This is a genomic window from Kordia aestuariivivens (assembly GCF_014397005.1).
Classification (GTDB): Bacteria; Bacteroidota; Bacteroidia; order Flavobacteriales; family Flavobacteriaceae; genus Kordia; species Kordia aestuariivivens.
This window is the reverse complement of the sequence record NZ_JACGWS010000013.1, coordinates 136,906-149,703: the sequence shown is the minus strand read 5'-3', so window position 1 is coordinate 149,703 and position 12,798 is coordinate 136,906. Positions and strand designations below refer to the sequence as shown.

Below are 12,798 nucleotides of genomic sequence, written 5' to 3'. Positions count from 1 at the left end.
AAGCCTATTTTTAAAAAAGTAGGCTTTTTTTATTCTTTTTGGGAACCTTTTCAAAAATCAACACGTCTATACCAATAGAAACATTAACAAAACCATTATAATGAAAAATCAACTTTTAAAAATAGCAATATTCGCCTTTATCGGATTCTTCACTTTTTCGTGTTCCGATTTGGACGATAATGAAGAAGTCGGAACTGTCGATATTGAAAACCTAATTCAAAAAGAATCTGAATTATTCGGTCTCATTGAGCGCGTAGCCGAAACAGACGATGATGATGAAATTACGTGTATCAAATTTCTCTATTCGTTTACACTGTTAGAATTTAATACTGATTTATTGCCAGTAGCACAACATGTAGTTTCAAGCGATCCGCAATTTAGTAGCATTTTAGAAGGAATCGCAGCCGGAAACAGTATTGGAATCAGTTTTCCAATTCAAAGTATTCTTGACAATGGCGATGAATTTTTAATTCAAAACAAAGACGAACTCAAACAAGCAATTGACGATTGTATTTTAGCACAACAAGATCAAATAGCAGGGAATTGTCGTTTAGTACAAGAAGAATGCGTTTGGATTGTAAGTCACACAGACGGCGAAGACACCTATGAAAATGCGGTATTCAACATTGCAAACGACGGAACCTTAAAATTCTACAACAACGGAATTGAATATGAAGGTGCGCGAATTGTGTACTTTATTGAAGACGAATTACATACAAACATTACAATTAACATTATTGATATGACTGATATGACTGGAATCGATTGGAATTTTGATTGGAAAACACAACTTTTATCAAACGATGAAATGACGTTTACAAATGACACAGGAACATTTTTACTAACAAAAGAATGTGACGAAGAAAATTACTGTACTACATTGGTCTTTGTAGAATGTGAAGATGTTGTTGGTTCAGAAATTTCAGAATTTATATTTGAAGATTACATACCTTGCATTATTCAAATAAGTAACTTAGACGAACTCACAATAGATGATACAATTGCTTTCTACGAAACTGAAGAAGATGCTAACAATCAAGTCAATCCGTTGTCGCAAACTTCGTATCAAAACACAGCGAGTGTGCAAATAATATATGTGCGTATTGATTATATTGGGAGCACAGATTTTATACTCATACCAATTGAAATTCAGTCTATAAGTTGCTAAAAGTAATAAAAATACAAAACCACCAAATAGGTCAACCATTATTGGGAAATACGAAAAAGGAAATACATAACATTGATGGATTGCGGGCAAGCGACGAACTGGTTCAAAAAGCAGTTTACGAATCGCTCGCACCCAAAATGTTAGGTGCTTGTTTGAACTTTATTTCTGATCGTTCCATGGCGGAAGAAGTTATGAATAATGGTTTTGTAAAAGTCTTTTTCAACATCAAAACATATAAATCGGAAGGAAGTTTTGAAGGTTGGGTCCGTAAAATTATGATTAGAGAAAGTTTGTCTTTTCTACGGAAAAAGAAATTCATCATCTCCGATCAAAGTGAAACGATTTTAGAACATCAAAAAACCTATCAGGAACCTGTAGAAGAAGTCTCTGAAATTCAGCGTTTAGTCATGCAGCTCCCTATGGAGTTTAAAGTGGTTTTCAATCTCTATGCGATAGAAGGATATTCGCATCGAGAAATTTCAGAACTCTTAAAAATACCAGAGCCGACTTCAAAAACACGTTTATTCAGAGCCCGAAAACTATTAAAAGAACAAATAACCACCATAAAAAAGTCCAATGGAAGATTTTGATTACATAGACGCGCTTGCCAAAAGCGAGCTTTCAAATCGTACAGCAGTTCCTTCCAAAGGCGGTTGGAATGATATTCAGGGGAAAATGAAGCGTAAAAAGCGCAGCATATTTTTCGTTTTCATCTTCCTGTTTGCACTTTTGGGTTCTTTTGGAATCTATCAAGGAATCAATTTCAATTCCGATAGTGACATTGAGAACAATTCGGTAACGAACAAAAATTTACAACAAATAAAATCTGGCAACAATAACAATTCAAACAATAGCGCAAATACAAAGGTGATTTCAACTTCAGATCTTGATTCAACTTCAGTTTCAGACGCTACTTCAGATTCCACTTTAATCTCTAAAAATAATACCAGTCAAGCTGGAACGGACACGTCAGCAACAAAAGCTGCAACAAACAAACAACCGCGTAAAACTTCAAATACGGTTTCTGGAAATGAAAATGGAATTGTGGAAACGAAGGCAGGAATCAATTCAAAATTAAACAACGAAAAAAATAAAGCTGCATCCAATAATAAGTTAAACTCGATCACAAACTCGCAAAATAAAAATCAATTTGGTATTGCTGAAAATGATGGAGATGAAGCATTCTTGCTAGAAAATGTAGGTGTAAAACTATTTCCTTGGGAACTCATCACGCCAGAAACACTCAAAAAGAAACGTAAAAAGAAATCTAAAAAGGCAAAAGCAACTGACTTCTCCGAAAACTTAGACTTAATGGTTGGGCTGAACGGGTTTTTCACTTCTAACAATTACGAAATTTCAAAATCGTATGTCATAGAAGTATCGTATACAAAAGAAAAAAAGCTAAAAAACAACTACTCTCTTAACTATGGAGCTGCGTTGCAATTTAGGAATTTAAGGTTCAAAAATGATTCTATCAGTTTCAATAGTGGTGAATTGAGTCTAAATATAAATACGAATATCGAAAAAAGGTTTGGGAATTTTGGAATAGAAGCTGGTGCGTACTTAGGATATGAAATCTACTCGCCAAACAATGAGCTTTTCAACAACATTAACGCAAACTTTTTTGAGCAAAAAATTAATTACGGATTGGCGACCGCATTGAACTACAAGAAAATTGCACTTGTATTCAAATATGAACTCTCACCTTACATTGATTATCTCGGAAATAAGAAATATGGAGGATTTATCATTGGAGTAAAATATGATTTTTAAAGTTCCCAAAAATGATTCATTCTAAGTATAAAAAAAGTATAAAAACAAAAAAAGTACGTCAATATTTAAAAATCTATATACTTTTGTACTCTGAAAAATCAATGTATGGCAAAGAATCTGGTAATTGTTGAGTCACCCGCAAAAGCAAAAACGATCGAAAAATTTCTTGGAAAAGATTATAAAGTAGAATCGAGTTTTGGACACATTGCAGACTTACCTTCCAAAGAATTAGGTGTAAATGTAGATGGTGATTTTGAACCACAATATATTGTCTCCGATGATAAAAAAGCAGTTGTAAAAAAGCTAAAGGACTTAGCGAAGAAAGCAGAAATGGTTTGGCTCGCTAGTGATGAGGATCGTGAAGGAGAAGCAATTGCATGGCATTTGGCAGAAACATTAAAGCTTACGCCAGAGCGTACAAAGCGAATCGTTTTTCATGAAATTACCAAAACCGCGATTCTAAAAGCAATAGACAATCCAAGAGACATTGATTACAACTTAGTAAATGCACAACAAGCCCGAAGAATCTTAGACAGATTAGTAGGATATGAATTGTCGCCAGTACTTTGGAGAAAAGTAAAAGGTGGATTATCTGCCGGAAGAGTGCAATCGGTTTCTGTACGTTTAATAGTTGAGCGTGAACGCAGTATTCAAGACTTCAAGCCACAAGCATCTTTCAAAGTAGCTGCCGAATTCTTAAACTCTGAAGGAAAAAAATTCAAAGCAAAACTCAACAAAACATTTCCAACGCATCAAGCAGCAAAAGATTTTTTGGCTAAAAATGTGGGCGCAAACTTCAAAATTGCCAACCTAGAAACAAAGCCAGCAAAAAAATCACCAGCCGCGCCATTTACGACATCAACACTACAACAAGAAGCATCGCGAAAGCTATATTTCTCAGTAAGTAAAACAATGACATTGGCACAGCGTTTGTACGAAGCAGGTTACATTACATACATGAGAACAGATAGTGTAAACTTGTCTAACGATGCAAAAAGTGCAGCGGAAGCAGAAATCATTCGTTCGTATGGAGAAGCATATAGCAAGCCAAGAAACTATAAAAGCAAAGCAAAAGGTGCACAAGAAGCGCATGAGGCAATCAGACCTACGAATATGGAAAACCATAGCGTAAGTGCTGAATACGATCAGGTTCGTTTATACGAATTAATCTGGAAACGTACTGTTGCATCTCAAATGAGCGATGCACAATTGGAACGTACCAATGCTAAAATTGAAGTTGATACGCACAATGAACGCTTTACAGCAAACGGAGAAGTGTTAAAATTTGAAGGTTTCCTAAAAGTATACCTAGAAGGAAAAGATGATGAAGACGAAGAGCAAGACGGAATGTTACCAGCGCTAAAAGTTGGTGAAAAACTTGCAAACCAATACATAACTGCCACACAAAGATATACACAAGCACCTTATAGATTTACGGAAGCATCTCTCGTAAAACAATTAGAAGAACTAGGAATTGGAAGACCGTCTACTTATGCGCCAACCATTTCTACAATTCAAAACAGAGGTTACGTTGAAAAAGGAACAGTTGATGGCGTAGAAAGAAACTACGAGCAACTTACCTTAAAAGCGAATAAAATCATTGAAAAAGAATTGACAGAAAAAGTTGGTTCGGACAAAGGGAAATTAGTGCCAACCGATATTGGAATGATTGTAAATGATTTCTTGGTGAAAAATTTCGCTTCAATTCTAGATTATAACTTCACAGCGAAAGTAGAACAAGACTTTGATGATATTGCAGAAGGAAAAGAAGAGTGGAAAGACATGATGAAAACTTTCTACAATGACTTTCATCCAAAAGTAGAAGATGTAAAAGAAAATGCTGAGCGCGAATCTGGAGAACGTATCTTAGGAAAAGATCCAGTATCAGGAAAACAAGTAAGTGTGCGCTTAGGGAAATTTGGACCGATGGTTCAAGTTGGAACCGTTGACGATGAAGAAAAACCAAAATTTGCGAGTCTAAGTCCTGATCAGCAATTAAACACGATCACTTTTGAACAAGCAATGGATTTATTTCAGTTGCCAAAAGCACTTGGAGAGTACAAAGGTGAAACTGTTGAGGTAAACAACGGTCGTTTTGGTCCGTATGTAAAATTGGGTAAAAAATTCATTTCACTTGACAAAGGAGAAGATCCATTAAGTGTAGAAATGGACAGAGCTTTGGAATTGATTAAAGCACGTGAAGAAGCAGATGCGCCAATAGCACAATACGAAACGCATGATGTAACCAAAGGAGTAGGGCGTTTTGGTCCTTTCCTTAAGTGGAACGGAATCTTTATCAATGTGAATAAAAAATATGACTTTGACAATCTTTCGCAAGAAGATATTGAGCAATTGATAGAAGAGAAAAAGCAAAAAGAGATTGATAAAGTTATCCATAATTGGGAAGCAGAAGGAATCCGCGTGGAAAAAGCACGTTGGGGACGCAGCAACATTCTCAAAGGAAAAATAAAAATAGAACTTCCAAAAACGGTAGATGCAACAAAACTAACGTTGGAAGAAGTTCAAAAAATGATTGAGGAGAAAACTCCGAAGAAAAAAGCGAAAGCAAAGGCAAAAGCGAAGCCTAAAGCAAAAGCAAAAGCTAAAAAATAATGGAATTTGAATTTCTATCACCAGTCAATGATTTATTGATTGCTCATAATGAATTACTGTCCAAACAAGCATTAGGAAACCAAATAACGGTTCATACTTCCAAACATGGAATTCCTGAAACGGTAGCGGATGCAAAATTTGCAATAATTGCCGTATTGGAAAATCGGAGTGATATCAACTATTTGGGCGAAGAACTCAATCTATTAGAAATTAGAAAAGCACTTTTTAGTTTATTTCCAGGAAACTGGAGTCATAAAATAGTAGATCTTGGAAATCTGCATAAAGGTGAAACGGTAGATGATACGTATGCAGCTTTAAAAACAATCATGGAGCCGCTACTCAAAAAAAATATCATTCCTATCATCATAGGTGGAAGTCAAGATTTAATGTACGCTATGTACAGAGCGTATGACAACTTGGAGCAAATGGTGAACATTGTCAATGTTGACAATAAATTTGATTTTGGTGCAGTGAGTCAAACGGTGAGCAATCATTCGTACATGGGGAAAATTATTGTTGAAGCGCCACACAATTTATTTAATTACAGCAACATTGGTTATCAAACCTATTTCAATGCACAAGAAGAAATAGACTTAATGCAGAAATTGTTTTTTGATACGTATCGTTTAGGAAAGGTATCAAATGACATAAGTATTGTTGAGCCAATTACGCGTGATGCGGATATTGTGGGAATCGATTTGTCTGCGGTAAAAGCTTCTGAAGTAAGCGGAAACCAAAATACATCACCAAACGGGTTGGACGGAAAAGAAATCTGTGCCATCAGTCGTTATGCGGGAATTAGCGACAAAGTATCTTCATTTGGAATCTTTGAATATAAAAATTCTAGAGACGAAGAAATCACAGCAATGTTGGTAGCGCAAATGATCTGGTATTTCATTGAAGGGGTAAATTATCGTGTTAATGATTATCCATTTGCGTCAAAAGATGATTATTTGAAGTATATTGTGCCAAATGATGTAGAAGAGATGATCTTTTACAAAAGTAACAGAACTGAAAGATGGTGGATAGAAATACCATTTATTTCAAGTTTGAATAATAAATTAAAAAGACATACGTTATTACCTTGCACACACCAAGATTATTTGAATGCATGCAATCAAATAATCCCTGAAAGATGGTGGATGGCGTATAAAAAAAGTATAAATTAAATAAGCGTGTTAACAAAACCTAAAAATTATATTTAAAAAAGCAATCTAAAACCATTAGTTTTTAGAATAAAAAATTGTTTTTTTGAAAATAAATAGATAGGTTTACGCCCTTAAAATCTATAAAAAACGTATTAACCTCAATAATTCCGTATGAAAAAGATTGTTGTATTAACAGCCCTTTTAGCATTTCTTTACAGCTGTGGTTCTAAAGATCGAGGTGAGCTAGTTGGTGTCAAAGGAAAAAAATGGCATCCTGAAAAGCCATTTGGAATGTCACTAGTTCCTGGTGGTTCGTTCATTATGGGTAAGTCTGATGATGACATTGCTCAAACCAAAAATGCACCTACTAAAACCGTTACAGTACCTTCGTTTTACATGGATGAAACCGAAATCACAAACAGTGAATATCGAGAATTCGTGTATTGGGTAAGAGATTCTATTATCAGAACAAAACTAGCAATTCTAGCTGATGAAGAAGGAAAAACTGATCCTGCAGAAGATGGTATTGCAAAATACGCTTTTAAAGATGCGGATACAGCAGACCTAACACCTTGGGAAAAGTATAACTTAGATAACTATGTAGGTCTTGGAGTTACAGGTTATGAAGGTAGAAGATTAAATGATGAAGAATTAATTTGGGATTACTCTGAAATTCCTGATGAATTCTATGCTGAAGTAATGGACTCTATGTTAATTCCAGAAGCAGAATCATATAATGGACAACGTACACTCAATTGGACGAAAGTAAGATTCCAATACACGTGGATGGATATTGAAAGTGCAGCGAAAAACAAAGGTTTAAAGCGTACTGAATTCATCAAAAGAGAAAACTTAGAAATTTATCCAGATACAACCGTTTGGATTAGAGACTTCGAATACTCATATAACGAACCAATGCACAATGACTACTTTTGGCATGATGCATACAATGACTATCCAGTAGTTGGTGTTACTTGGAAACAAGCAAAAGCCTTCTGTGAATGGAGAACATTAAAAAAGAATATCTACAGAAGAGAAAGAAAACGTCATCAAATCAATAAATTCAGATTGCCATCTGAAGCAGAATGGGAATATGCTGCAAGAGGTGGATTAGAAGGAGCAACTTACCCTTGGGGAGGACCTTACACAATGAATGATAGAGGATGTTTCTTGGCGAACTTTAAGCCACTAAGAGGTAACTACGCAGCCGATCAAGCTTTATACACTGTTGAAGCTGATGCGTATGAGCCAAATGACTTTAACTTATACAACATGGCAGGAAACGTTGCTGAATGGACAGCTTCGTCTTATGATCCTAGTTCGTATGAATATATGTCTACAATGAGTCCAAATGTAAATGACACCTTAAATGCGCGTAAAGTAATTCGTGGTGGATCATGGAAAGATGTTGAGTACTTCTTACAAGTAAGTACAAGAGACTTCGAATACAGAGATTCAGCTAGAAGTTACATCGGGTTCAGAACTGTGCAAAGTTACATGGGAACTGATGTCGTAGGACAAGGTCCAAGATAATAAAAACACTATTAAACTAAATACTAAACAAGAAAATCTAGGTTAACCCAACACTTAAATTTTATTAACTAAACACTAAACTAAATTAGATTATTATGGCAAAGAATGGCAAGATTACGCTAACGAACATGGTATATGGACTTGGAGCGGCAATTGTAATATTAGGAGCATTATTTAAAATTCAACACTGGCCTTATGGAAGTTTGATCTTAACGATTGGAATGATCGTAGAAGCAGGAGTATTTACATATTCAGCTTTTGAAAGACAATCAGACGAATTAGATTGGTCATTAGTATACCCTGAATTATCAGGAGGTTCTGCTAAAGCAAAAGCTAAGAAAGAAGAAGCTAAGGACGCAGAAGGATTATTGTCAAAAAAATTAGATAACTTATTAAAAGATGCTAAAATTGATAGCGAGTTAATGGTAAGCTTAGGATCAAGCATCCGTAACTTTGAAGGAGTTGCAAAAAGTATCTCTCCAACTGTTGATGCAATTGCTTCAACTAAAAAATATAGTGAAGAAATGTCATTAGCGGCTGCACAAATGGAGTCTCTAAACAGTCTTTACAAAGTGCAGATGGACAGCGCTAACCGTCAAGCAATGATTAACGATGAAGCTGTTGAAAATGCAACGAAACTAAAAGAGCAAATGCAATCATTAGCATCAAACCTTTCCTCTTTAAATGGTGTATATGGTGGAATGTTATCTGCAATGAACAAAAACTAATTAGTAGTATAATTTAATTCAACAAAAAATTAACAAAAAAACTAATTAGAAATGGCAGGAGGAAAACAATCCGCAAGGCAGAAAATGATAAACCTGATGTACTTGGTATTCATTGCGATGATCGCGATGACAATGACCAAAGAAGTACTATCAGCGTTTGGTTCAATGAACTCAAAATTCGTAAGTACAAACGAATTAACAGATAAATCTAATGAAACACTTCTTAAAGGTTTAGAACAAAAAGCAGAAGAGAAGGTTGAATTTAAAGTTCCAGCTGAAAAGGCAAAAGTAATTAAAGGAATCTCAGATAGGTTTAACTCGTATCTTGCAGATCTTAAGAAAGATATCGTTGAAGGTGGTGGATATGAAAGAGAAGAAAATGGCGACTTACCTTATGAGCAAATGGATAAAGGTGACTACCTTGATGAACAATGGTTTACCGGAGATAGACTTACTATTAAAGGTGATTCAGTAATGGCATCAATAAACAAATACAAATCAGATATTAGAGGTGTACTTGGTAATGATGAAAGTTACAGAGCAGCAATTGAGAACTTTGAGAAACGTTTTGATTTGTCAGATATAACTAATGAAGAAGGCGATGAATTAGGTTATTTAGACTACAACTTCAAAGGGTTTCCTGCAATTGCTTCGTATGCTAAAATTACAGCAATGCAGAATGATGTTAAAACTACAGAAGCAAACCTGTATAACTTATTCTTAGGGAATTCACTTGACGAAGCCATTACATTGAAAAATTACACAGCAATTGTAATTCCTGATAAAAATGCATTCTTCGCTGGAGAAGAATTTAGAGGAACAGTTGTATTAGGTAAGTATGCAGATGTAACACCTTCAAAATTAAATGTAAACGGAAAGGATATTTCACTTACAGAAGAGGGTAATATAGATTCTGTTGGAAATGCACGTTTAAAGTTTAAAACTGGAAATGTAGGAGAGCACGAAGTAAAAGGAGTTTTCACGTTTGTTGAAAAAGGAGAAGAATTACCGATCCCATTCGTTGGAAACTACGTTGTAGTACCACGTCCAAACTCTGCAACAATTTCTGCAGACAAAATGAACGTTGTATATCGTGGAGTTGATAACCCAATGACAATATCATTTGCGGGAGTATCAGACAATAAAGTAAGTGCAACAGCACCAGGATTAAATAAAGTAAGTACTGGTAAATATAACATGAAGCCACAAGGTGGGGCAAAGGTAACGATTAGCGTTTCTGCAACTTTAGATGATGGAACACGAGTTGGTGACAATAAGGAATTCAGAATTAAAGAAATTCCTGCACCAACAGGTTACTTTAGAGGAGTTGCTGGATCTACAAAAATGAGTAAATCAGGTGTAGAAAAAGGAACGGTTCAAGCGAAACTAGATGATTTCGATTTTGATTTACCATTAAGAGTAACACAATTTGATTTTAAAGTGCCTGGACAACCAACAATTACGGTGAACGGTAGCAAATTAGATTCAAGAGCTAAAAGTGCTTTAAATAGAGCGAAAAGAGGGCAAACAGTACAAATCCTTAATATCAAGGCTAAAAGTTCTGGTCCGCTCATCAAAAGAGTAGCGCCTGTAATTATTGAAATTACAAACTAAAATTATTAAAACATTTGTTATGAATTGGAAAGGATTATTTACAGCAGCATTTGCATTCCTAATCACAGGAACAGTACTTGGGCAAGCAAATTTATTGAATGCCAAAGATCCTGGTGAAATAGGAGCAAAAACGCAAGCACAAAAAGATGCGGATAACGATGGTCCATTACCGTATGGATATGTAGATGATAGAGACATTCTTTGGTCAGCTACGACATGGGAAATCATTGATTTGGATGAAAGAATAAACTTTCCATTATATTATCCAATAGATAGTATCGGTATGCGTGCTGACAGACGTTCTTTATACGATGTACTTATAAGAAACGTAAAAAGCAAAAGCATTGAAAAAGTATATGCTGATGGAAACTTTACAGAAGTTAGAACGTACGAGCAAATTCTAAACAGTTTACGAACAGTAGATACATTAGATGCTGGTTTTGACCAACTCAACAGAGGTGAAAAACTTTCTGATGAATACATTGAAATTAGAGATCTAACTGCTGCTGATATTGAAGAATATCACGTAAAAGGTGTTTGGTATTTTGACAAACGTCAAGGAGAATTGAAATATAGATTATTAGCAATCGCTCCTGTAGCACCAGATGTAAAATTTATTGATCAAGATGGAGCTCAACAAGATTTAATCGAGTTATTTTGGGTATTTTATCCAGATGTTAGAGAAATCCTTCATGAATCAAAAGCATTCAATGATCGAAATGCAGCAAAACCTTTATCATTTGATCACCTATTAAACGCACGACGCTTTAATGGATTAATCTATAAAGAGGAAAACGTTCAAGGAGATCGACGTGTAAAAGAATATGTAAAAGAAAATTCACTCATGCAGTTATTAGAATCTGAACGAATCAAAGAAAAGATTAGAGGAAGAGAACAAGATATGTGGAATTACTAATACTCATAACATAACAATACAAAAGAGGCTGTCTGAAAAGGCAGTCTTTTTTTTTACAATCACTTTTGATCATAAATTTACTTTGAGAAGTCGCTTAGAAGTACTAGAGATTGTAAGTTGAATTGAAGCTGATTTTTTTTTATTGTTGATAGTTTGTACTCAAACTCAAGACCTTCTATTTTTGCACTATGGTAGATTATATAATTGTTGGATTGGGCTTAGCCGGAATTGCTTTTTGTGAACAACTAGAAGCAGCAGGGAAAACGTATGTCGTCTTTGAAGACAATTCGCAACATTCATCAACTGTTGCTGGCGGATTATACAATCCGGTAACGCTAAAACGATTTACGCTTGCTTGGAACGCAGATGAACAACTTGCCATTGCGTTGCCTTTTTACGAAGCATTAGAAAAAAAGCTAGATACTCAGTTCGATGATAAACTAGTGGTGATGCGAAGATTTGCCACTGTAGAAGAACAAAATACATGGTTTGAAGCTTCCGATAAACCAAAACTCTCAAAATACCTTGATACGAATCTTGTTGTAAACACAAACAAAGCTGTGAATGCGCCTTTCTCACTTGGTAAAGTAAAAGAAACAGGGAGAATTTACACAGCAAAACTCCTCAAAGCATATCGAAACTATCTCGAAACTAAAAATGGGTTGCGTACGGAGCGTTTTCAATATGAAAATCTAATTCTTAATGAAACTTCAGTGAGCTATCAAAACATAGAAGCAAAAAATATCATCTTCTGTGAGGGTTTCGGAATCAAGGAAAATCCATACTTTAACTATTTGCCACTAAACGGAACAAAAGGCGAATTGCTCACCATAAAAGCGCCCGATTTAAAAGTAAACAGCGTGCTAAAATCATCAGTATTCATCATTCCGATGGGAAATGATCGCTATCGAATTGGTGCAACGTACAATTGGGAAGACAAAACAAATACAATAACCGAAGAAGCAAAAACTGAACTTGTAGAAAAATTATCAAAACTGATCACATCTGATTATGAAATTGTAGATCAAATAGCTGGAATTCGCCCAACGGTAGTTGATAGAAGACCTTTAGTTGGAACGCATCCAATGCATCCGAAAATGGCTATTTTAAACGGTTTGGGAACACGTGGTGTAATGATTGGACCTACAGTTGCAAAACAACTCTATAACCATCTAGCGCATCAAGCAGAGCTGCCAAAGGAAATCGATATCAAACGCTTTGAAAAACGTTATAGAAAAAGTGTTGCCAAAGAGTTGGACGACAAACGAAGAGCAGACAATTTAAACCGAAAAGATTAGTTTCTAG

At 35.2% G+C, this 12,798-nt stretch carries 10 protein-coding genes; all 10 read left to right on the top strand.

Annotated features, from left to right (window positions below; genetic code table 11):
- Positions 1 to 100 precede the first annotated feature (100 nt).
- Positions 101 to 1,168, top strand: a complete 1,068-nt coding sequence (locus H2O64_RS19095; RefSeq protein ID WP_187563828.1) for a hypothetical protein — start codon at positions 101 to 103, stop codon at positions 1,166 to 1,168.
- A complete protein-coding gene (locus H2O64_RS19090; protein WP_187563827.1) occupies positions 1,162 to 1,758 on the top strand; it encodes an RNA polymerase sigma factor in 597 nt (198 codons plus the stop codon). Before H2O64_RS19095 ends, H2O64_RS19090 begins: the two co-directional genes overlap by 7 nt.
- The gene (locus tag H2O64_RS19085; protein WP_187563826.1) at positions 1,745 to 2,941 is read left to right on the top strand and encodes a hypothetical protein; all 1,197 of its coding nucleotides are present in this window, start codon (positions 1,745 to 1,747) and stop codon (positions 2,939 to 2,941) included. The genes H2O64_RS19090 and H2O64_RS19085 overlap by 14 nt, the downstream gene beginning before the upstream one ends.
- Before the next feature lie 105 nt (positions 2,942 to 3,046).
- Positions 3,047 to 5,554 (top strand): type I DNA topoisomerase, encoded by a 2,508-nt coding sequence (gene topA, locus H2O64_RS19080; RefSeq protein ID WP_187563825.1) that lies wholly within the window; start codon positions 3,047 to 3,049, stop codon positions 5,552 to 5,554.
- Entirely contained in the window at positions 5,554 to 6,723 is a 1,170-nt protein-coding gene (locus H2O64_RS19075; RefSeq protein ID WP_187563824.1) for a formimidoylglutamase, read from the top strand. Before topA ends, H2O64_RS19075 begins: the two co-directional genes overlap by 1 nt.
- A gap of 150 nt (positions 6,724 to 6,873) precedes the next feature.
- Entirely contained in the window at positions 6,874 to 8,235 is a 1,362-nt protein-coding gene (gene porK, locus H2O64_RS19070; protein WP_187563823.1) for a T9SS ring complex lipoprotein PorK/GldK, read from the top strand.
- A 95-nt stretch (positions 8,236 to 8,330) separates the two neighbouring features.
- Positions 8,331 to 8,963, top strand: a complete 633-nt coding sequence (gene porL / locus H2O64_RS19065; protein WP_187563822.1) for a type IX secretion system motor protein PorL/GldL — start codon at positions 8,331 to 8,333, stop codon at positions 8,961 to 8,963.
- Between the two features lie 51 nt (positions 8,964 to 9,014).
- Entirely contained in the window at positions 9,015 to 10,577 is a 1,563-nt protein-coding gene (gene porM, locus H2O64_RS19060) for a type IX secretion system motor protein PorM/GldM (RefSeq protein WP_187563821.1), read from the top strand.
- A gap of 19 nt (positions 10,578 to 10,596) precedes the next feature.
- A complete protein-coding gene (gene porN, locus H2O64_RS19055) occupies positions 10,597 to 11,493 on the top strand; it encodes a type IX secretion system ring subunit PorN/GldN (RefSeq protein WP_187563820.1) in 897 nt (298 codons plus the stop codon).
- Positions 11,494 to 11,681: 188 nt separating this feature from the next.
- Positions 11,682 to 12,791 (top strand): NAD(P)/FAD-dependent oxidoreductase, encoded by a 1,110-nt coding sequence (locus H2O64_RS19050; protein WP_187563819.1) that lies wholly within the window; start codon positions 11,682 to 11,684, stop codon positions 12,789 to 12,791.
- Positions 12,792 to 12,798: the final 7 nt, after the last annotated feature.

Bases quoted from the DNA above. Each gene is read 5' to 3' on its own strand.
- H2O64_RS19095 (WP_187563828.1), top strand. From the start codon at position 101: ATGAAAAATCAACTTTTAAAAATAGCAATATTCGCCTTTATCGGATTC.
- H2O64_RS19085 (WP_187563826.1), top strand. From the start codon at position 1,745: ATGGAAGATTTTGATTACATAGACGCGCTTGCCAAAAGCGAGCTTTCA.
- topA (WP_187563825.1), top strand. From the start codon at position 3,047: ATGGCAAAGAATCTGGTAATTGTTGAGTCACCCGCAAAAGCAAAAACG.
- H2O64_RS19075 (WP_187563824.1), top strand. From the start codon at position 5,554: ATGGAATTTGAATTTCTATCACCAGTCAATGATTTATTGATTGCTCAT.
- porK (WP_187563823.1), top strand. From the start codon at position 6,874: ATGAAAAAGATTGTTGTATTAACAGCCCTTTTAGCATTTCTTTACAGC.
- porL (WP_187563822.1), top strand. From the start codon at position 8,331: ATGGCAAAGAATGGCAAGATTACGCTAACGAACATGGTATATGGACTT.
- porM (WP_187563821.1), top strand. From the start codon at position 9,015: ATGGCAGGAGGAAAACAATCCGCAAGGCAGAAAATGATAAACCTGATG.
- porN (WP_187563820.1), top strand. From the start codon at position 10,597: ATGAATTGGAAAGGATTATTTACAGCAGCATTTGCATTCCTAATCACA.
- H2O64_RS19050 (WP_187563819.1), top strand. From the start codon at position 11,682: ATGGTAGATTATATAATTGTTGGATTGGGCTTAGCCGGAATTGCTTTT.